Here is a 19,766-nt window from a genome sequence, read left to right on the forward strand (position 1 = left end):
GGACCGGGCCACGCGGGCCATGCGGCGCACGCAGCCCAGCGGCCGCTTGAAGCGGCGGGCGAAGCGGCGGGCGAAGCGGCGGCTCCGGCCGCCCCGGGCCGGCCGGAGCCCGGGCCGGAAGCGGAAGGCGAAGGCGCGCTCAGCCCGCGCTGAACAGCCGCGTACCCGCTTGCCGACGGGATGCCGATAGCTTCGCCGCCGGCTGTCACCCAAGCCGGCTCTGCACGCCTACATACACGAACAGACCGCGGCTCAACCGCCGCGGCCCGATGAAGCAGCCGGTATCCGGCTGTTTTTTTATTTTTTTCAAATCCACTTTTACAGCAATCTCCGATTTTCAAAAACGTGCAAACCTCCGACGCCCCGCACGTCTCACTTCTCGTACTTCGCCCGGTGCTCGTCTTTCATCCGCACGTAATCTTCGTCCGTTTTCGCTTTTTCCCATACCTGCTTGAAAATGGCCGCCGATTCGGCTTTGACCGGATCGCCTTTGTTTAGCGACAGCGTGCCGTTCTCCGCGTACTTGCGGCCGCCTTTGTAGTTGGTGTACCGCCTTGCGCGCGTATAGCCCATCTGCAAAAACTTCCTCGCCATGTCCATGCCGACGAAATCGTCTTCTTCCTTATAGGCCAAAAACATGGCATAGATCTTCTCCGACGACTCGCGCGCGATGTCGGGCGTCTTGAACCGCCAGTGCGGCAGAATCTCGCCTTTGTACGGCTGGACGAGCAGCACGCCCTGCTCGCCGCGCCCGACACGGTACAGCTCCGGCTGCTTGCGCAGATCCAGTTGTTCGTAGTCCAGTTCGTAGTCGAATGCCTTCATCGCGTTAGCCTCCTTGGGCCGTGGCGGGCACGGCGCTCCTGTGATCGGACGATGGGCTCGTGAAGATCAGATCGTGACGTCGGCCGTATCCGGCAGCGGGCAGACGCAGACCGGACGATTGAGCTCCAGCGCGAAGCCGGTCGGCGTCAGTCGGCCGTCTTCTTCCCCGATCGCAAAAGAAACGATCTGGCCGCTGTCTTGATGCGCCGCGAGCAAAAATCCGTCCGTAATCGCGAAATGCCTCGGCACGCGGCCGCCCGACGGTACGCGTTCCACAAACGTCAACCGTCCGTTCGACAGGTCGGTCTTGAACTGCGTAATGCTGTCGTCGCCCCGGTTCGAGACGTACACGAAGCGTCCGCACGGCGATACCGCCGTATGTGCCGCCGTATTCGCCGGATCGGACGCCTGCGGCTCGGGCAGCAGCGGTTCGCTCTGGGCCGGCGCCAGGCGCCCGCTCTGCATATCGTAATCCAGCATCGTCACCGTGTTGTCCAGTTCGCCCGTGACGTACGCCCATTTTCCCTTGGGATGAAAAGCCATCGTGCGCGGACCGGTCCCTCCGGGCAGTTCGATCTCTCCCTGATTGAACAGCCGCTCGTCTTCGAGCGTGTACTGGGCGATCCGGTCGGTTCCGAGATCGGGCGCAAACAGATAGACGCCGTCCGGGGACGAAACGAACGAGTGCGGATGCGGCTCGGCCTGGCGTTCGGGATGCGGACCGGAACCGGTATGCCGGACCCGGCTCGTCTGTTCGAGCACGCCGCGGTCCCGGACCGCGAACGCGACGACGCATCCGCCGTAATTGGCCGCGAGCAGCATTTTGCCGTCCGGCGTCGGTTCGACGAAGCACGGCGAAGAGCCTTCGGAAGACTGCCGGTCATTGGGATTCAGTTCTTTGGTATCCGGGTCGATCATGTAGGACAGGATTTCGCCGTATTCTTTTTCGCTGACCGCATATAAATTTCTCCGATTCGGGCTTACGGCCAGATACGAAGGGTTCTCGATGCCGCCAAGGCCGGATACGACGTGCATTTCGCCGTTCTCCGTGTTCAAAGTGGCGTGAAACAGCCCTTCTTCGGTGTCCGAAGCGTAGGTGCCCACGTAAAAATGTCGGGTATGATCCAGTGCCGTCATGTTCTCATTCTCCTTTTATGTCAGCCCGTGCTTGCGCGCGAAGCGGGCTCGAAATCGTGGTCGGTTTGACTATTATTAACAAAAACCTACCCTTTCTGAAACGAAACCGCCGAAATTCGCCCGGATTCGACAATCAAAATCTCGCGAAACCTTGCGCAATCCGTGCTTTTGCAGACGCCGCATTATATACTGAAAGGAAACGAACCTTTATTCGGATATTGAAAATCGCTACCATTTGGAGGAAGCCATGGAACTGGACATCACCGAACAATCGCTGCCCGTTTACGAAGCGCTCGCCAGCAAAGTCCGACTCAATCTGCTTGCCCTGCTTGCCGAGCGGCCGATGAACGTGCGGGAACTGGCCGAAGCTTCGAATCTCAGCAGCGCGATCATGACCATGCACGTGCGCAAGCTGGAGACGGCCGGGTTGATCCGGACTGAACGGATGGCGGGCCGCGGAGGCGCGCGCAAAGTCTGCTCGCTCGCCGAGGACCGCATCGAAATCACGCTGCCCAAAGCGGGCAGTGACCGGCGCTCCGTGCATCCGGTTAACGTGCCGATCGGCCATTTCACCGATTGGGAAGTCTATCCGACCTGCGGGCTGGCCACGACGGAGAAAATGATCGGCCAATTCGACGACCCGAGATTTTTTCTGTCGCCGGAACGGGTCAACGCTTCGATTCTCTGGTTCGGACAGGGCTTCGTCGAGTATCGCGCCCCGAATTTCCTGCTGTCCAGCCAGACGCCCGAAGAACTGGAAATTTCGATGGAAATTTCGTCCGAAGCGCCCGGCATCGACGAAGACTGGCCGTCCGACATCACGTTCCACCTGAACGGCGTCGATCTCGGCACGTGGACCAGCCCCGGCGATTACGGCCGGCGGCGAGGCAATCTGACCCCGGCCTGGTGGCCGAACGACATCAACCAGTACGGCCTGCTCAAGCGGCTCAAGATCAACCGGACCGGCACGTTCATGGACGGCACGCCGCTCTCTTCCGTGACGCTAGACCAGATCTCCCCGTCGAGCAAGGAATGGAAGCTGCGGATCGGCGTGCGCAGCGAAGCGCAGCACGTCGGCGGCATCACGCTGTTCGGCACCGGCTTCGGCAACTACAACCAGGACATCCTGTTCCGGCTGTATTACCGGGACGCGCTGAGGCCCGAACCGCAGGGCTGAGCAATTCCCGCGGCACATAAAAAAGAACCCGCGGCATCATTCCTCGTATGCCGCGAGTTCGTCCTGCAATCGGGCAAGGTCGTTGGCCGCCTGCTCCGCTTCCGTCCGAAGTTCGATCAAGCGTTCCTGCGGACCGCCGTGCGAGACTTCGATTTCGGCCGCCAACCGCGAGACGCGGTCGTTCAGTTCGCCGATCCGGTATTCCAGATGGGCAACGTCCGAAGACGCTCCGGTCTGCGAGCTGCCCCGCTGCGAATAGGTCATGTGTTCGCTCCCCTTTGCTGCTTTTTACCCACTATAGCGAAAGTTCGGCGGCGAGGCAAATGCTTCTGTATCGGCAGTCTGCGGATCAATCGATCCGCAGGCTGCCTTTTTGCAGGATCGGATTCGGATAATTCTCGATCTCGAACGTCAGCGGCTGCGGCCAGGATTCCGTGCCGATCCCGAAGTAGTCCCGCGTCACCGTGACGTCGCCTTCCGGTCCCGTTGTCATGCGGGAAGTGAAACCCTGCCCGGAAGAATCCAGTTCATGCCGGGCTCCGCTGCCGTCGGTGAACGTGCTGCCGAGCAGCATGTTCCCGGCCATGCCTTCGGGAAGGCTGCCGGCTCTTCGGAATGCGATCGATCCGCTGCCGCCGTATTGCGGCTCGGCTGCCTCCACGCTTATCTTCGCATCGGGCGCCCGGATGATTCGCATCTGCTCCGTATCGGCGACAAGCTTCAGCTTGTCCCGTTCCAGGGCAGAAATGCCTTCGATATGCAGCGTAACCGAATCGGGACGGGTAAGCGCCGTACCCGGAAACCGCAGCGCATCGTTCAAGGAACCGACTGTCTCCAGCGTCTCCGCTTCGCCCTTCTGCTCAATCGTAAGCGTCGGTGCAATCAGTCCGAAGATCCGCTTGCTGTTGGAAGCTGCATAATCGATATCGACATAAATCCCGAGCGGCGTGCTCAGCAGGCGCGTTACCCGAATCTCCTGACCGTCGATCGTCAGCACCCGTTCCTGCTGGATCGTCCGTTCCCGCGCGGCAAGCGCCGCCCGATCCAAGGTAAACGGCACCTCGATTTCCGTCCGGTATTTATTCGTGCTGGAGAGCCTGGCCTTCGCGTCGCCGGACGTCAAGATCAACCGAAGCGCGGACGCGGAACCGGCCTGCCCTTCTAACGAGGTAGAAGACAGCACGTGATACGAAGTTCCGCCCGATTCGAGGAGACTCTCTCCGCTCTGCGTACTGCCGCTTTCCGACCCGGAACGGCCGTACACGACCGAAGCGTCGCCGATGCGGGCCTGTTGGCCGCTCTTGTTCGTCACGCTGTACAGGACGACCGTCGAGCGGCTGTCCGCCGCCACTCCGTCCAGCGTGACCGTATAACCTTGTCTCTCCACCGTCGTTCCGACCGGCCGCACTTCCCCGCGATTCAAAGCGCTGATCAAGGCGGAATCGCCTTCGGCTGCTTCCCGGAACGCTTCGAACGCGCCCCAATCCCTGTTCGCGGCAATGCGCGCTTCCGGCTCCAGCATGCTTCCCGGACGCAGCGCAGCGAGCGTCAGCAGCAGCGCGGCGGCGAGAACCAGCACTCCGCCGGCGCCGTACAATGTTCTGCGGCGCCGGGCCCGCACGCGTCCCCGGCCGATTCCCTGCCGCGTCGTCCGATCGAGCTTGAACTGCGGCAGTTCGGCGGCCTGTCTGGCGTTGGCTTCGGCGTCCTGGCGCAGTCTGTGCAATTCCCGTTCATTCATGCTCGGCACCTCCCCCTAATTCTTTGCGCAGCTGCTTCAGTCCTTCGCGTACCCAAGTCTTGATCGTGCCTTCGGGCCTGCGCAGCACGGCCGCGATCTCGATCGTCGTCATATCCTGATAATATTTGAGCATCACCGCATGGCGGTATTTGGGCTTCATTTTGCCGAAAGCCCGCTCCAGATCGACCTTATCGTTGCTTTGCATCTCTTCCGCCTGCCGTTCCTCGAACTCCGCGGCCGGAAACGACCGTTTTCTTCGGCGCAGTTCGTCCATGCAGCAGTTGATGACGATCCGGATCAGCCAACTGGACAATCGGTCCGGGTGCTGCAATTTTTTCCGTTTGATCCAGGCCCGGCACGAAGCTTCCTGCACCGCTTCCAGTGCGTCCGCTTCGCTGCGCAGGTAACTCAGGGCGATCGCGTACAGTCTGCGCTGCTGCACTTCGATCCGCCCGAAAAAAAGTTCTTCTTCCGTATGGGCTTCTACGGCCCGCTCCGTCTCCTCCGACGTTTGATCCATCTCCAGTCCCCCTCATCCGATACAAGTAAGACGCCGCATCCGCGCAAAACGATTGATTTATTTTAACGCATCTCCCGAAAAAAAAAGAACGAGCCAAAAAAACCGCCTCCCGAAGGAGACGGCTGTCCGATCTTTCGCCCGGGGCCTGCGGAGATTCGGCCTATACGGCCACCGCTCGGACGTCGTCTTTATTTGAGCTTCTCATGCTTGCGGCTGCCCCGCCGTGCGACACGACCGTTTCCCCGTTTTTGGTTACGGTCAATTTGGCGCCGATCAATCGCGATACGGTTTTGTCGTTGGCCGCATCCGGTACCAAGACGAGATAGTCGCGCTGCGGCGTGATCAGCGGCTGTTCGACATGCAGCACCTGTCCGTCCACGGTCAGCGTCTGACCGGCAGCCAGATTCTGCTCAAGCCGCCCGGCTTCATTCGGGCCGATCTTGACTTCCGTCGCCAGTACGGCCAGACACTTGCTGTCGTCGTAACCCGGATTATCGCCGCCGCGGAATACCGGTTTGCTTCGCCGTTCACCGCCAATCTCGCGGCCGCCTCTACAAACTGCCGCTCATCCGCCTTTTTCCGTGTTTCGCGACTCCGCCGCACGCATCTGCTTGAGCGCTTTGGGCAGCCAGCTCTTGATCGTGCCTTCCGGCTCGTTCGGGATGCGTGCGATCTCGACCAGCGTCAGATCCTGCTCGTATTTCAAGATGACGACATGCCGGTGCTTGGCGGGAAGCTTCGCCAGCATGCGATCCAGATCGATCCGGTTCGAACTGACCATTTCAGCTGCCCGATCCTCGCCCGCCCGATCCGAAGGAAAGATTCTTTTGCGCCTTCTCAGTTCGTCCATGCAGCAGTTGATCAGAATTCGGGTCATCCACGGCAGGAAGGCCGATTCGTCCTTGAGCGATCTGCGTTTGATCCAGGCTTTGCAGGACGCCTCCTGCAGCGCATCCAGCGCGTCCGCTTCATGATGCAGGTAACTGAATCCGATGCCGTATAGACGGCCGACAGACCTCAAACGGTTTTCGAACAGGGAAAACAAAACAAAAAAACCGCGCTTCTCCCCCCGGAAGGAGAAAAGCACGGTCTCGCGGCACAAGCCGCTCGGTTCGTTATATTCGGTTCATTATTCGGTATATCGTTCGGTTCGTTCCACTTGGTAAAAGACGTCCGCTTACCCTCTCAGGTCGCGCTTCGGAAACTCGTTCATCCATTCGCGCAGCAGCGCGGGCGTCAGGTCGGCCGGCGAGTCCACGTGGTGGTCGGCGTCCGGCAGCGTCTCCGTCGTCCCGATGCCCACGGCCGGCATGCCGGCGCGGTGGATCGAGATCACGCCGGCTTCGGCGTCTTCGATCCCGATACAGCGCAGCGGATGGACTCCGACGCCTGCGGCGGCGTTCAGGAAGATTTCGGCGTCCGGCTTTTGCAGCGCGACCGCACCGGCATCCGCGACGTAGTCGAAAAGGTCGGTGACGCCGAGCCGGTCGAGCACGGTCGGGGCGTTGCGGCTGGCGGAAGCGAGCGCCGTGCGAATACCGTCGCGGCGCAGCGCTTTGAGCAGCTTGCGCACGCCCGGCAGCAGTGCTTCCGGTGTCAGCGTCGTCAGCAGTTCTTTGTACCGTTCGTTTTTGCTGTGGGCGAGCTTCTCCATCTCTTCCGGCGAATAGGTCCGGTCTCCGTTCTGGAGAATGAGCTTCAGCGAAGTCATGCGGTCCACGCCTTTGAGCTTCTCGTTATGCTCGCGGTCGAACGGAATGCCCAGCTCGTCGGCCAGGTCTTTCCACGCCTGATAATGCAGCTCGGCCGTATCGGTGATGACGCCGTCCAGATCGAACAGCACTGCGCCCAGTACGCGGTTCGGCAGCGTCAGCTCTTCTTCCAGATTCACGTCGACGCCGAAATGCTCCAGCTTGATCGGATCGCCTTCGAGCAGACGGTACGTCGTCGATTCCTGCGTCGCATTGACGTACAGACGGCGGCCTTTCCATTTGACGGAGAAGCTGCAGCGTTCCCACTGCCCCGGCAGCAGCGGACGGAAACTCAGCTTGTCCAGATCCTGCTTCATGCCGGCGAAGCCGTTGACGATCGCGAGGCGGCTGCCGGCCATCGCCGCGGCATGGATGCCGTCTTTGACATTGCCGTGCGTGTCGTCCAGGTCAAGCCGCGACGTCTCCATGAAGAACTCGTACGCCTGATCCATGTAGCCGAGCTCGGACGCGACCATCGAGTGCACGCAGGCCGACAGCGACGAGTCGTGCGTCGTCAGGCCTTCGTAGTACAGATAGCCCCGCGCTTTTTCCGCAAGCGTGAACCGTTCGGGCTGTACGTGGAACGCGAGCACCAGATCGGCCTGCTTCAGCACCTGATGCCGGTAAATGTCCATCGGGTGATAATGCAGCAGCAGCGGATATTTCTCTTTCGGCGTGTTGGCGAAATCCCACGGCGCTTTGTGCAGGAACGAATCGTCCTGGCCGATCATGCCCTGATCGCGGTAGATGAACATTTCGGCCGCCATTTTGCGCCACGAACCCATCTCCGCGTCGGTGACCTGCAGCCGGTCGCACAGTTCCTCGCAGCGTCCTTCGTGCATTTCTTTCATCTCTTCCAGCAGCTGCACCGTATACTCGAACTGATCCTGTACCATGACGTTCGTATAGGCGTTGTTGTTCACGAGCGCGGTATACTCGTCCGGTCCGGTGACTCCGTTGATGCAGAAGCCGCGTCCCGGAATGAAGCTGCCGTAGCCCGCGAAGAAGCGGCTCGTCTCGATCAGGATCTCCAGCCCGTTGCCGTACTTGTAGTCCGGATCATCCACCGCTTCGTTATACAGCTTGATCGCGTGGGCGATATCGGCGTTGATATGCAGTTGCGCCGTGCCCGCCGGGAAGTAAGCGGACGTCTCTTCGCCGCTGATCGTCCGCCACGGGAAAAGCGCGCCTTTGAAATTCAGTTCCTCGGCACGTTTGCGCGCTTCGGGCAAAATGTAATACCGGTAATCCAGCAGCTTGCGCGCGATCTCCGGTTCGGTATGCAGGAAGAACGGGAACACGTACATCTCGGTATCCCAGAAATAATGCCCTTCGTAGCCTTCGCCGGTCAGCCCTTTGGCCGCCATGTTGGTCCGGCCGTCGCGGCCGACGGATTGGAACACGTGATACGCGCTAAAACGCAGTCCCTGCTGCAGCGCGTCGTCGCCTTCGACGACGATGTCGGCGGACAGCCAGAATTCGTCGAGAATGCCTTCCTGAATCGCCGCGTAGTTGTCGTAGCCCCGCTCCATCGCTTCGTCGAGCTGGCGAATGCCTTCTCTCCACAGGTCGCCGGTGTTCGGTTCTTCCGACGCATGGTACGTCACGTATTTTTCAAGCACGAATTCGTCTCCCGGCTGCGCCGATACCGTAAAGCGCTTCTCGACCCGGCCGCTCGACGCATCCGTCTCCAGCTCGTATTCGCCGCCGCTGAATTTATGTTCGGCCGCGCACGCCACGTGAAAGCCGGTTACCCGCGTACGCTGCATGATGCCGGCATACGTCTGGTTTTCGCGCATTTCAAGCGTCGTCAGCACGGGACCCGAGAATGAAGAACCGGAACGCGGATCGCCCGACGACGACTGGTTGACGACGTTGCCGTCGATCTCCGATTCGAAGCGGATCTTGCCTTCGAAGTTCATCGGCTTGACCGTGCAGCGCAGCAGCAGCAGATGCGGATCGTCCAGCGAAGCCATGCGTTCGAAGATGATCTCCACTTCGCGCCCTTCGAGCGAACGCCACTGGATCGAACGGGTCACGGTGCCTTTTCTCATGTCGAGCTGGCGCCAGTAGCCGAACAGCGTGCCCTGGAACATATGCACCGGCTCGTCTTCCAGCCAGATTCGGATGATCTGGGCGTCGGCGACGTTGAGCATCGTCTCGCGGTCGCGCGCGGACCCGTAGGTCTCCTCGCCGTAGACGATCGGAGCCGATTCGTAAAATCCGTTGATGTAAGTGCCCCGCAGCGACGTGCCGAGCGGGCCGTAATAGCCTTCCTCGAAATTGCCGCGCATGCCGATATGACCGTTGGCCACGGCGAAAATCGTCTCGTCGCGCAAATTCTGTTCGGTATCCAACGTATGTTCGGTTACCGTCCACGGTTCGTACGCATAGATCGGTCCCCCGGATGAATGCTTCATTGATTTTCCTCCCATTCCCAATCATTCTCTGTCACACAGACTCCCGCTCTATTACCCATTTGGCTCCCGGTAAGTAACTCCTGCAGGGGCAAAAGAAACGTAAAATTAAAGAGAACGCATTCATTTTTTCAGAAAAAACGCCCTGTTCTCTGCAACGAATCGCGCGGCGGCGGCGTTCGCTTCCCATAAAAAGAGAGCCTTCGCCGTTAGCGAAGACTCCAAGTCAGGGTTGTGTTGAAAGGGCTTACATCTGCATTATAAATCGCTCTTCCCTTTTTGGGAATCCCTATTTTGCCAATATCGAGGAAAAACTTTTGAATTCATCGATAAATGACTTGAAAGAGCTCCAAATGCTTCGATTGATCTTGTTTATGCCTTTTTTCTCGGCTGGAGTTTTTACTTCGCCTGCGGCAGCTCGGACGCTTCGCGCAAAATTTGCCGCATCATCGGCACGTACACGTCCCAATAGAACGCTTCTTCGCTGCCCGGCTTGTCGAACGTGAACCAGCTTTTGAACGTAGGCCAGCCCGCGTAACGGCGCCAGAACGGATAACCGTCCCGATCGGCGTAATCGCCCGCAAAATAATAGCTGACCTGCCCCGGAGCCGGCGCGGCGGTCGCGCCCGCGGAAATCGCGGCGCCTCCGGCTCCGGCCTCGCGCCGGAGCACCGCCGGGAACCGCTCGCGGATTCCGTGCTCGGCAAGCAGCGCCCGCCCGTTGCCGGTCAGCCGCAAATCGTACTCCGCCAGCACTTCGCTGCCTTCCGCCGCCGTCACGATATCGAACCAGTAATTGTAGCGGTTCTCCGGGCTCATGCCGAAGCGCTCGCGGCCCGCCCCGGTAAAAGCGATACGCGCGCCTCCGTCCGTCTCCGCGCCTTCGCGCAGCACGAACAGGTCGCCGTCTTCCTGCACGAACAAAAATCCGGCGCCCGTGTAATTCCAGTCGCGCCCGGTCACTTCCCGGTAGCGGCCCGGCACCCAGGCCGGCACTTCGACGCCCGCCGTCAGGTCGGGGAAGTAACGGGCGGTCCAGCCTGTCCATTTCATGCCGAGCAGCGCGCTCGCCCGGTCGCGCACCGCGTCTTCCGTCGGTGCCGCGACCGAATTGAACTCGGCCACAAGCATCGTCCCCCGCGCCGCGGCCGCTTCCAGCACGTTGATGTCGAGCGTCTTCATGCCGCCTGCCTGGCCCTGCGGAGCGCGCCCGCCGGCATTGGCCGGAACGTCGCCCGCCTCGCTCTCGTCCGCTTCGCCAGCCTGCGCTTCGGCAAGCCCGTACGTATCGGCCACGTAGATCAGCTGCGTATCGGCCGGCATGTCCGCAAGCGTCCGCTCTTCCGGCCGCGCGCCGCCGATCGGCAGCTGGCTGCCGTAATAGTCGCGGTCGTACAAATATTTGCCGCCGTCCGCCATACGATATTTCTGTTGGTTCATGATCCAGAACAAGCCTTTGTGTTCCCGGTAGCTGTCGTCGTTGACCGTCTTGTCCAGCACGGCGATATTCAGCGGCCGGGCCGGCTTCACTTCCCAGACGATCCAGGGCAGCAGCACAAGCAGCATCAGCGCCGCAAGCCCGGCCCAGAAGCGGGGAAAAGGTTTTCTCGTTTTCACTGGCCGCTCACTCCTTCTTTTTCGGCGGCGCGGCTGCGGGACCCGGCACGATGCCCGGCTTTTTCGTTGCGCCGAGCACGTTGACCCGGGTCATCTCGCCCCAGCTGTGCTTTTTGCCGCGAATGGCCTGAATCAGTCCCTGGGCGCGCCAAATCGTCAGCACCGGCCGGTACCAGAACGACTCGGACAGCGCGTAGACAAACATGCGTACCACGTCGCGAATCCGGTTGTAATTGTGAAAACGCCATTCTTCGAACAAGACGGCGCCTGTCGAGACGAGCGAGCCGAACAGCAGCATCATCAGCGCAAGCGACAGCGACACCTGAATATTGAGCCGGTCGAGGAAAAAGCCGAAAATGACCGTCGCGTAACCGAACAGTTCAACCAGCGGGCCGAGCAGCTCGATAAACAGGAACATCGGCATCGACAGCATCCCGACCCGGCCGTAGCGCGGGTTGAGGATCATCTTTTTGTGCGTCCAGATGCTCTCGAACAGGCCTCGCTGCCAGCGGGTCCGCTGCCGGCGCAAAATGGTAAAGCTCTCCGGCGCTTCTGTCCAGCAGACCGGCTCGGGCACGTACACGATGCGCGCCTTGCTTTTTTTCCGGCGAATCTCCGCGTGCAGGCGCACGGTCAGCTCCATGTCTTCCCCGATCGTGCCCGTCTCGTAGCCGCCGGCTTCGATGACCCATTTTTTGTTGAACACGCCGAACGCGCCCGAGACCAGCAGCAGCATATTGTACCGGCTCAGCCCGATCCGTCCCATCAGGAAGCCGCGCAAATATTCGATGACCTGCATGATGACGATCGGATTTTCCGACAATCGCACGTTCCGGCTGTCCAGATACCCGCTGTCGACCACGCTGCCGTTGGCGATGCCGACGCTGCCGCCGGTTGCGATGATCTCTTCACCGGGACGCGCGTCCATGATCGGTTTGACCACTTTGATAAAAGCGTCCGCGTCCAGCACCGTATCTCCGTCGAGCGACACGAAGTACGGATAGCGCGACACGTTGATACCGACGTTCAGCGCGTCCGCCTTGCCTCCGTTTTCCTTGTCGACGAGCACGAGATTGGGGTGGCGAAGCGAGCGGTAGACGCCGCGGATCGGCTTCGTCTCACGCTTCAGTCCGGCAAACGGCACGCGGCCCTTGATCTCCGTCATGTCGAACTCTTCGATCATGATCTCGGCGGTGCGGTCTTTGGAACCGTCGTTGACGACGACGATCTCGAACTGCTTGTAATTGATGCCGAGCAGCGAACGCACGCTGCCGACGATATTGACGTCTTCGTTGTAAGCCGGCACGACGATGCTCAGCGGCGGCACCAGCTCCGTCTCCAGCACGGTGCTGTACTGGATCGGGCTCAAGTCGCGGTCGCGCCACAGGCTGCGCGCCGCCGCGCCGTACATGAAGATGTAGATGCCGGCCGATAGTCCGACGTACACCATGATCGCATAGCCGAATATCCGGTGGCCCTGCATCAGAAGTTCAACCCACGTTTCGCTCATAAGCTCTCCTCTCCAGCGTCTCTACGGCCATGTCTCTCGCGAAGCGGTCCGGATGTTCGTCCGCCACGCGGCGAATACGCTCCAGCCCGCTGCGGTAAGCCGACAGCGCGGCTGCCGCTTCCCGCCGCACCTCGTAGGACGGGTCGGCCATCAGCCGCTCCAGATGCGCGGCGAAGCGTTCTTCGCGCACGGCCCCGGCCAGGCGCGCCTGCATCATCCGCTCCGGCCAGGCGACGTTCTCGCCGCCGGACATCCGGGCTTCGAGGCGGTCGGCCGCTTCCTCCGTCATGTAGCCGAAATTGGCCAGCGCCTTGAGCGCCCGGATACGCGTCTCGTTGTCTTCCGAGACCATGCAGCGTTCGAGCAGCGCCAGCACTTCGGACGTGCGGATATTGCCGAGGCGCAGCGTATCGAGCACCGAGCGGCGGATGCGGATCGGCAGTTCGTCGAAGCCGGCGATCAGCCGGGCGGCCAGCTCTCCGCGCAGCGGACGAAGCACCTGCAGCAGCTGCAGCTCGGAGAACCGGTCGGCGGCCAGCTGCAGATGGTCGAATGTCTCTTCCAGTTGAAGCGAAGACAGCGAGCGGACGATCAGGAACCGTTCGTCGTCGGTTTCGGCTCCCGGGCCGAGTTCGCCCAGACGGCGCAGCAGGCTGTCCTTCAGTTCCCGGATGCGGAATTTCTCGATGTGCAGCAGGGCATTCATGCGGTCGCTCCAGCGTCTGCGCGTCAGCAGATGGGCGTATTCTTCGGCAAAATAATCGGCCGCGAACACATAGATTCGCTCGCGTTCCGATTCCGAGGCGCTGACCGCGAGCCGGTCCAGCAGCGCTTCTTCCAGCGCTTCCCGGCGCAGCCCGGCGCCGGACGCGTACAGGCTGCGCGTCCGCTCGCCGCTGCGCAAATATTCGCCGAGCGGCGAATCGGGCGAAGACAGCTGCCCGATGACTTCTTCCACCTGCGCGCGGTGGCGGGCACGCAGAAACTTGCGTTCGATCAGATACAGCAGAATCAGCAGAATGACGAACACGATCGCGGCGCTGGCAATCCAGATCGCGCGCAGAACGACGGAGTCGATCATGAAGGCATCGCCACCTTCCCGATCAGCCGGCGCACTCGCGCTTCCAGTTCGACCATGCTGAACGGCTTCGTCATGTAATCGTCCGTGCCGGCCCGGATCGCTTCCGCGATACCGCGCTCGTCGCCGACGCCGGTCAGCATGAGCACGGTGTAGACCGGCGCGTAATCGCCGCTGCGCAGCCGGGCCAGCACTTCCATGCCGTTCATCCGGGGCATCATCCGGTCCAGCACGAGCAGGTAGCGGGACCCTTCGGCATGCCAGGGATCGCTCAGGAATTCTTCGCCGTCGGCGAAAGAGCGAATATCGATCGGGTATTCTTCTTCCAGGCTCTGGAGCTGGCGTTCCAGAATAGTGCGGATCAACGGATCGTCGTCGATCAGCGCCAGCCTCAGCTGGCGCGAAGCCGGCGTTCCCGCCGATCCTTCCTGCCCCTGCGGCAAGCCGAAGCGCTCTGCCGACGTCTCAAGCGCCCGAAGTGCGCCGGATAGCGCTTCCTGCTGCGTGTCGTCGGCTCCGACGTCCACCACGCCGCAGATCGCTGCGCTCTCGTCGAACCCGAGCGGCCCGAGCCGATCGGCCTGCAGAATTTCCCGCAGGAACTCGGCGCTCCGCCCGGCCTCGAGTCCCGGCTGCAGCAGGTAGAAACGGTTCGAGCGGTCTCTCGCCCACACGTCGCGCGGGCGAAGCTGCCGGCGCACCGCGTCGGAGAACGCGCGCAGCAGCCGGTCGCCTTCCCGGTAGCCGGTCCGCTCGTTGAAGCGGCGCAGCCCGTCGAGTTCTACCGCCGCCAGCGCAAGCGGCTCGCCGCCCGGTTCGAGCAGGCCGATCTGCCGCGTCAGCTCGCGCTCCAGAAACGGCATGCCGTAGGCGCCGGTCGTCTGATCGAGCAGCAGCTGCCCGGTAATCCGCCGCCGCCGGCGGGTCAGGCGCCGGATGCGCACGACGAATTCTTCCGGATTCATCGGCTTGGTCAGGAAATCGTCCGCGCCTTCTTCATAAGCCCGCAGACGCGTCTCGTCGTCGCTCTTGGCCGTCATGAGCACGATCGGAATCATGTAACGATCGCACAGTTCGCGAAGCCGCCCGATCAGCTCGAAGCCGGATTGTCCGGGCAGCAGCACGTCCAGCACGGCGCAGTCCGGACGCATCTCGTAGAACCATTCCACCGCCTTGTCGAAGCGCGGCGTCGCGAACACGGTGAAGCCCCGCTCTTCCAGCACGTCTTTGAGCAGGGCGAGCAGACCCAGATCGTCGTCGAGCAGCAGCACGGTGCCTTCCGACGATTCGGGCAGGGTGCCGAAGCTGCCGCCGGCGGATGCGGCGGCGGGCGATGGCATGGCGGATGGCGGAAGGGCCGGCGATGAAGCGGACGGCGGACCGGCCGATTGCGGAACGGCAGAAGGCGGCAGAGCCGACGGCGAAACGGTCGATGGTAAAACGGCGGAAGGCGGAAAATCCGATGACGGTAAGGCCGACGATGCTTCGCGATCGGAAGACCCCGCTTCGTAGGTGGACGGTTTGCGTTGTCCGGCGGCGTCGCCCGGATCGGCTGCCGCTTGAGCCGCTTCGTCCGGCTGTTCCGTACGCCGGCCCAGCCGCTCGCGCAAGCTGGCGGCCAGCCCGCGGATCTTGCCGCCGGGCGGCGAAGCTTCCGGAGACGGCGTCTCCGGGGCTGCGTCCGCTTCCGGCCCGGCCTCCGGTGCCGGTCCCGAATGCGATCCCGCATTCGGGGCCGAACCGACCGGAGCGCCGGCCTGCGGCCCGCTTGCGGCCGCGGCGGTTCTCTCCGCCGCTTCGCGGGCGGCTCGGGCGTCCTCTTCGCCGGCACCGGAACCGGCGGCTGCGCCGGACCGGGTGCCGGCACTTGCATCGGCACTTGCACCGCCACTTCCGCCGACATTTGCGCCGGCGCCCGGAGCTTCCGCCAGCGGCGGATAAGGCCGGGCCGGAGGCTCCGTCTCCAGCGCCGCGTCCAGCAGGGCGGACAATTCGGCCAGTTCGGCGGACAGTTCGGCTCCGCCGAACGTCCGCTCGCCGTCTTCGCGGAACCGTTCCAGCAGCCGCAGCGCCGACTCGTACCAGGCCTGCAGCCCGATCGTGCCCGACGTGCCTTTGACCGAATGCAGCAGCCGATAGACGGAGCGTTCGTCGGTGCGGGCGTCGGGGGCCAACATCCGGCCCAGATTCTCCTCCATTTGACCGACAAACAATTTCTGATATTTATTCATGTATTTATTCATGCCGTTCCCCTCCTTCATCCGGCCGGATCTCCACGATCGCAAAGTCCGATTCCACTTCGATCTTCCGTATGTCCAATCCGTGATGTTCGAGCGAAGCGCGTGCCATCGGCTCGCTCGGCAGCGGCAGCGCGAGCGAACCGGCATCGCGGCCCGCTCCCGTCAGCCGCTGTCCGAGCGCGAGCAGCTCTTTGACGGTAAACGGCTTGCGCAGATACTTCTCGCTCTCCGATTCCGCGTACCCGTCCGGCGGATCGAGCGCGGACGAGATCGCGATCGGCACGCGGCGCAGTTCCCCGTCGGCGGCAAGCCGGCGGATAAAGTCCCATCCGCCCAGTTCGCCGGCCAATACGAGATCGACTACGCACAGGTCCGGCACCCCTTCGGCGCGACCTTGCTCCAGGGCGAGCAGCGCCGTCTCCGCTTCGGAGAAACGGGAGACCCGGCGGCCTTCGCCGAGGAACGCTTCTTCGATCAGCCGTCCGAGACCTTCGTCGTCTTCCAGAATGAGCACGGTGCCGGCGGTCTGCTCCAAGGCCAGCGCCGGAAGCGAGAAGCGGAACGCGCTGCCTTCGCCGAGCGTGGAATCGAAGCCGATCTCGCCGCCCAACCCTTCGACCATCTCCTTGACGATCGCGAGGCCGAGTCCCGTGCCGCCGATCTGCCGGCGATCGGAATTGTCCACGCGGTAGAACTTGCCGAACAGCTTGGGCTTCGCTTCTTCCGGAATGCCGAGTCCGTAATCGCGGATCTCGACGATCCAGCGTCCGTGTCCTTCCGGCGAACCGTCCGCTTGGGACGGAGTTTCGAGCCGGATGAAACAATCGACGAAGGAGGCGCCCGGCGAATATTTGATCGCGTTGCTCAGCAGGTTGTGCAGCACCTGCTTCAACCGGTCGGCGTCGCTGCGCACCGCGCACGGTCCTTCCGGCAGGGACAGGCGCACGGCATGTCCGGAGCGGCCGTCCCACTGCGCGGCGACGTCTTCCGTCACCGTTCTCAGATCGAGCGGCAGCGTGCGGTAAGTCTGCTTGCCGGCTTCGATCCGCTGCAAATCGAGAAAATCCCCGATCAGCCCGGACAGCCGCTTCGCTTCCCCGTGGATGGTGCTCAGGTATTTCTGCGCCTTCTCCGGCTTGACGCTGCGGTTCAGCATAATCTCGGCAAAGCCGAGGATGCTGGCGAGCGGCGTACGCAGCTCGTGCGACACGACGCTGACGAACTCGTCGCGCAGCCGGTTCGTCTCTTCTTCTTCCGTCCGGTCGCGGAACACGAACAGGCGGACATCGCCCCAGACCGCGTCTTCGATCCGCTGCACGTACACTTCGAAATATTTCGCCGGGCGTCCCGGCGGCTCGAACGCATACCGTGCCCGGCCGCCGTCCAGCCCCGATTCCAGCACGCCGCGAATCCGTTCGCCGGCATCGCCCCCGATGCCGAGCTTCTCGTTCATCTCGTCCATCGTGTCGGCAAAATTCCGGCCCGTGCGGAAGATCGGGTCCAGCAGTTCGCCGGTGATCCGGTTGCACATGAGAATCTCGCCGCCCGGGCTGCAGACGATCAGCGCTTCGTGGATCGAATCGACGACCTGCTGCGTCGAATCCCGCTGGTCGCTCAGATTGCGCTTCTCGCGTTCCAGCTCCCGGTTGAGCCGCTCCATCTCCCGGCTCTGCCGCTGCCGCTGCGCCTGCGTCAGCTGCGCGAACAGCGCTCCGATGAACTGCCGGATCAAGCCGTCCGCCAGTTCTTCTTCGCCTTCTTCCGCCGAACGGTCGCCGTACAGCGTCAGCAGCAGGAAGCCCGCGGGACGTTCTTCCCCGCCTCCGTCGTACACGGGATAATACGTGTCCACGGCCGTCTCGTAAGCGCCGTGGGCGCCCCGCTCCGCGCCCGACAGCGGACGCCGCCGCGCGATCGGGCGATTCGTCCGGATCGCCTGCAGCGCCGGGCCGGCCGGTTCCCCGCCGAACTCTTCGGCGGACAGCGGATAGCCGCCGCTGTACAGCACTTCGTAGCCCTGCTCGCCGAAGCGGTCGAGAATGCTGCGGCGGACGTTCTCTTCGTCCGTCCCGCCCGCATGCCGGTCCGGCACGCGATCTTCCGCCGCTTCGCCGCGCATGACGAGCATGCCGGCATCCCGCCCGGTCACGCTCAGCAGCTGCCCGATTGCCTGCTCCAGAAAATCGCCCAGATCCGTCAATCCGACCAGCGACCGCTGGTACGCGTTGATCGCTTCCAACTGCGCTTCGCGACGCGTCAGACGATCCAGCGTCCGCTCTAGCCGGCCGCGCTGCTCCAGAATCTGTTCGTTCTGGGCTTCCAGCTCGTCGTTCTGCGCTTCCAGCTCTTCGCGCTGTTCTTCCATCTGGACCAGATTGTCTTCCAGCGCATGCTGCCGGCTGCGAATGCCTTCGGCCATGCGCCCGATTCCGCCGAGCAGGCTGCCGATCTCGTCCTGCCGCGCGGCGCCGCCGAGTTCGACGATCTCGCCGCGCTCGATCCGTCCGACCGCCGATTCGGCGTCCACGACCGGCGCGATAAACGCCCGGCGCAAATACCGGATCAGCAGCATCGCCGCTCCGAGCGCCGCCGCCAGCGCAAGCGCCGGCACGATCAGGATCGCGCGCCCGAGCGTGCGCACCCGATCGGTCAACGACTCGATCCGTTCCCGCTCCTGATTGACCAGGCCGGAGAAAGCCGCTTCCATCCGCCGCACCAGCGAACTGCCTTCCGAAGCGGACAAGTCCGCCAGCGCTTCGGCATCGTCCGCCTGGATCAGGCTCAGCGCCGTGATCGAATAGCGGTCGAACCGTTCGTTCAGCTGCGCCAATTCCCGCACGCCTTCGGCTCCGCCCGACGTCTCCGCGGCGTACGCTTCGTTCAGGTCGCGAAACAGCCGGTCGTACCCGTCCCGCGCCGACATCGTCTGCCGGTAAAGGTCTTCGCGTTCATACGCGGCATACGCCCGCAGATAAGAGACCGATTCGAGGAACTCGCGCTCGGTATCCTGCAGCAGGTTCAGCCGCTCGATGCGTCCGTTCAGCCCGTCGGACAACGACGCGTACTGCCGGTGCACGACCAGTTCGGCCGCCGCCAGCAGCACGCCCAGCACGAGAAACAGCGCCAGCGTCCCGTACGTGATCCGCCGCGACAATCCTCCGGAGACGCCCGCCTTCATGACGGACGGCTCTCGGTCAGCTTGCGGACGATCTCCGTCAGTTCCACCGGACTGAACGGCTTGGACACGAACATCGAGACGCCGGCCTGCATGGCCGCCTCGCGGTCTTTCCCTTCGGCTTTGGCGGTCAGCAGGATGACCGGCTTGTCCGCGTTCGCCCCGCCTTCGCTGCGCAGCCAACGGCACACTTCGATTCCGGTCGCCTCGGGCATCATGTAATCGAGGATGATCAGGTCGTATTCGCCGTACCGCAAACTGTCCATCGCGATCCGGCCGTCTTCGGCTTCGTCGATATCGAATCCTTCGTCTTCCAACGTTTCCGTCAACAAAAAGCGCAGTACCATTTCGTCTTCGGCGATCAGAATTTTTTTGCGGGTCATCTCGGCCACTCCGTTCGTTGAAGGCTGCCGGGTCTGGAAGCCAATGGAATTTGTACTCTTCTTTCTAATCTTACCCCAAAACGAATCTCCCGTGCGGAAAGCGGCTCTAAAAACGTCCGGTTCGGTGTGCTATACTGGAACTGCGGCTGTTTACGGCACGCCCGGTTCCACTGTTTTATTCGTACCGATTCCAAT

At 62.4% G+C, this 19,766-nt stretch carries 15 protein-coding genes; 1 reads left to right on the forward strand and 14 read right to left on the reverse strand.

Features of this window, described 5'->3' with window-relative positions; all coding sequences use genetic code 11:
- Positions 1–372: 372 nt before the first annotated feature.
- Both FTE24_RS11550 and FTE24_RS11555 read right to left on the reverse strand, forming a co-directional pair.
- Positions 373–825: a DUF4385 domain-containing protein gene (locus FTE24_RS11550; RefSeq protein ID WP_150234698.1), complete on the reverse strand. Its 453-nt coding sequence runs from the start codon at positions 823–825 to the stop codon at positions 373–375.
- A gap of 66 nt (positions 826–891) precedes the next feature.
- Entirely contained in the window at positions 892–1,962 is a 1,071-nt protein-coding gene (locus FTE24_RS11555; RefSeq protein WP_150234696.1) for a lactonase family protein, read from the reverse strand.
- Positions 1,963–2,209: 247 nt separating this feature from the next.
- Between FTE24_RS11555 and FTE24_RS11560 the strand changes: the two genes are divergently transcribed.
- Positions 2,210–3,139: an ArsR/SmtB family transcription factor gene (locus FTE24_RS11560; RefSeq protein ID WP_150234695.1), complete on the forward strand. Its 930-nt coding sequence runs from the start codon at positions 2,210–2,212 to the stop codon at positions 3,137–3,139.
- A 36-nt stretch (positions 3,140–3,175) separates the two neighbouring features.
- Here FTE24_RS11560 and FTE24_RS11565 read toward each other — a convergent pair whose 3' ends face one another.
- The 12 genes from FTE24_RS11565 to FTE24_RS11620 form a co-directional block, all read right to left on the reverse strand.
- Positions 3,176–3,403 carry a hypothetical protein gene (locus FTE24_RS11565; protein ID WP_150234693.1) on the reverse strand — a complete coding sequence of 76 codons (228 nt, stop codon included), beginning with the start codon at positions 3,401–3,403 and terminating at the stop codon, positions 3,176–3,178.
- Between the two features lie 85 nt (positions 3,404–3,488).
- A complete protein-coding gene (locus FTE24_RS11570) occupies positions 3,489–4,880 on the reverse strand; it encodes a DUF4179 domain-containing protein (RefSeq protein ID WP_150234690.1) in 1,392 nt (463 codons plus the stop codon).
- On the reverse strand, positions 4,873–5,400 hold the full coding sequence (locus FTE24_RS11575) for an RNA polymerase sigma factor (RefSeq protein WP_141448302.1): 528 nt from the start codon (positions 5,398–5,400) through the stop codon (positions 4,873–4,875). The genes FTE24_RS11570 and FTE24_RS11575 overlap by 8 nt, the downstream gene beginning before the upstream one ends.
- A 160-nt stretch (positions 5,401–5,560) precedes the next feature.
- Positions 5,561–5,779, reverse strand: coding sequence for a hypothetical protein (locus FTE24_RS11580; protein ID WP_150234688.1), 219 nt, complete (start codon positions 5,777–5,779; stop codon positions 5,561–5,563).
- Between the two features lie 186 nt (positions 5,780–5,965).
- Positions 5,966–6,421: a sigma-70 family RNA polymerase sigma factor gene (locus FTE24_RS11585; RefSeq protein ID WP_237401732.1), complete on the reverse strand. Its 456-nt coding sequence runs from the start codon at positions 6,419–6,421 to the stop codon at positions 5,966–5,968.
- A 156-nt stretch (positions 6,422–6,577) separates the two neighbouring features.
- The gene (gene pgmB / locus FTE24_RS11590; RefSeq protein WP_141448299.1) at positions 6,578–9,571 is read right to left on the reverse strand and encodes a beta-phosphoglucomutase; all 2,994 of its coding nucleotides are present in this window, start codon (positions 9,569–9,571) and stop codon (positions 6,578–6,580) included.
- 396 nt (positions 9,572–9,967) lie between these two features.
- A complete protein-coding gene (locus tag FTE24_RS11595) occupies positions 9,968–11,185 on the reverse strand; it encodes a hypothetical protein (RefSeq protein ID WP_150234683.1) in 1,218 nt (405 codons plus the stop codon).
- A 7-nt stretch (positions 11,186–11,192) separates the two neighbouring features.
- The gene (locus FTE24_RS11600; protein ID WP_150234681.1) at positions 11,193–12,695 is read right to left on the reverse strand and encodes a glycosyltransferase family 2 protein; all 1,503 of its coding nucleotides are present in this window, start codon (positions 12,693–12,695) and stop codon (positions 11,193–11,195) included.
- Positions 12,676–13,776 carry a HEAT repeat domain-containing protein gene (locus FTE24_RS11605; protein ID WP_150234679.1) on the reverse strand — a complete coding sequence of 367 codons (1,101 nt, stop codon included), beginning with the start codon at positions 13,774–13,776 and terminating at the stop codon, positions 12,676–12,678. The genes FTE24_RS11600 and FTE24_RS11605 overlap by 20 nt, the downstream gene beginning before the upstream one ends.
- Positions 13,773–16,016: a response regulator transcription factor gene (locus FTE24_RS11610; RefSeq protein ID WP_160441733.1), complete on the reverse strand. Its 2,244-nt coding sequence runs from the start codon at positions 16,014–16,016 to the stop codon at positions 13,773–13,775. Before FTE24_RS11610 ends, FTE24_RS11605 begins: the two co-directional genes overlap by 4 nt.
- Entirely contained in the window at positions 16,009–19,191 is a 3,183-nt protein-coding gene (locus tag FTE24_RS11615) for an ATP-binding protein (RefSeq protein WP_150234675.1), read from the reverse strand. Before FTE24_RS11615 ends, FTE24_RS11610 begins: the two co-directional genes overlap by 8 nt.
- Complete coding sequence (locus tag FTE24_RS11620) at positions 19,188–19,571, reverse strand: response regulator transcription factor (protein WP_150234673.1); 384 nt, start codon at positions 19,569–19,571, stop codon at positions 19,188–19,190. Before FTE24_RS11620 ends, FTE24_RS11615 begins: the two co-directional genes overlap by 4 nt.
- Between the last annotated feature and the right edge of the window lie 195 nt (positions 19,572–19,766).

Source organism: Saccharibacillus sp. WB 17 (genome assembly GCF_008634075.2).
Classification (GTDB): Bacteria; Bacillota; Bacilli; order Paenibacillales; family Paenibacillaceae; genus Saccharibacillus; species Saccharibacillus brassicae.

Bases quoted from the DNA above. Each gene is read 5' to 3' on its own strand.
- FTE24_RS11550 (WP_150234698.1), bottom strand. From the start codon at position 825: ATGAAGGCATTCGACTACGAACTGGACTACGAACAACTGGATCTGCGC.
- FTE24_RS11555 (WP_150234696.1), bottom strand. From the start codon at position 1,962: ATGACGGCACTGGATCATACCCGACATTTTTACGTGGGCACCTACGCT.
- FTE24_RS11560 (WP_150234695.1), top strand. From the start codon at position 2,210: ATGGAACTGGACATCACCGAACAATCGCTGCCCGTTTACGAAGCGCTC.
- FTE24_RS11565 (WP_150234693.1), bottom strand. From the start codon at position 3,403: ATGACCTATTCGCAGCGGGGCAGCTCGCAGACCGGAGCGTCTTCGGAC.
- FTE24_RS11570 (WP_150234690.1), bottom strand. From the start codon at position 4,880: ATGAATGAACGGGAATTGCACAGACTGCGCCAGGACGCCGAAGCCAAC.
- FTE24_RS11575 (WP_141448302.1), bottom strand. From the start codon at position 5,400: ATGGATCAAACGTCGGAGGAGACGGAGCGGGCCGTAGAAGCCCATACG.
- pgmB (WP_141448299.1), bottom strand. From the start codon at position 9,571: ATGAAGCATTCATCCGGGGGACCGATCTATGCGTACGAACCGTGGACG.
- FTE24_RS11600 (WP_150234681.1), bottom strand. From the start codon at position 12,695: ATGAGCGAAACGTGGGTTGAACTTCTGATGCAGGGCCACCGGATATTC.
- FTE24_RS11605 (WP_150234679.1), bottom strand. From the start codon at position 13,776: ATGATCGACTCCGTCGTTCTGCGCGCGATCTGGATTGCCAGCGCCGCG.
- FTE24_RS11610 (WP_160441733.1), bottom strand. From the start codon at position 16,016: ATGAATAAATACATGAATAAATATCAGAAATTGTTTGTCGGTCAAATG.
- FTE24_RS11615 (WP_150234675.1), bottom strand. From the start codon at position 19,191: ATGAAGGCGGGCGTCTCCGGAGGATTGTCGCGGCGGATCACGTACGGG.
- FTE24_RS11620 (WP_150234673.1), bottom strand. From the start codon at position 19,571: ATGACCCGCAAAAAAATTCTGATCGCCGAAGACGAAATGGTACTGCGC.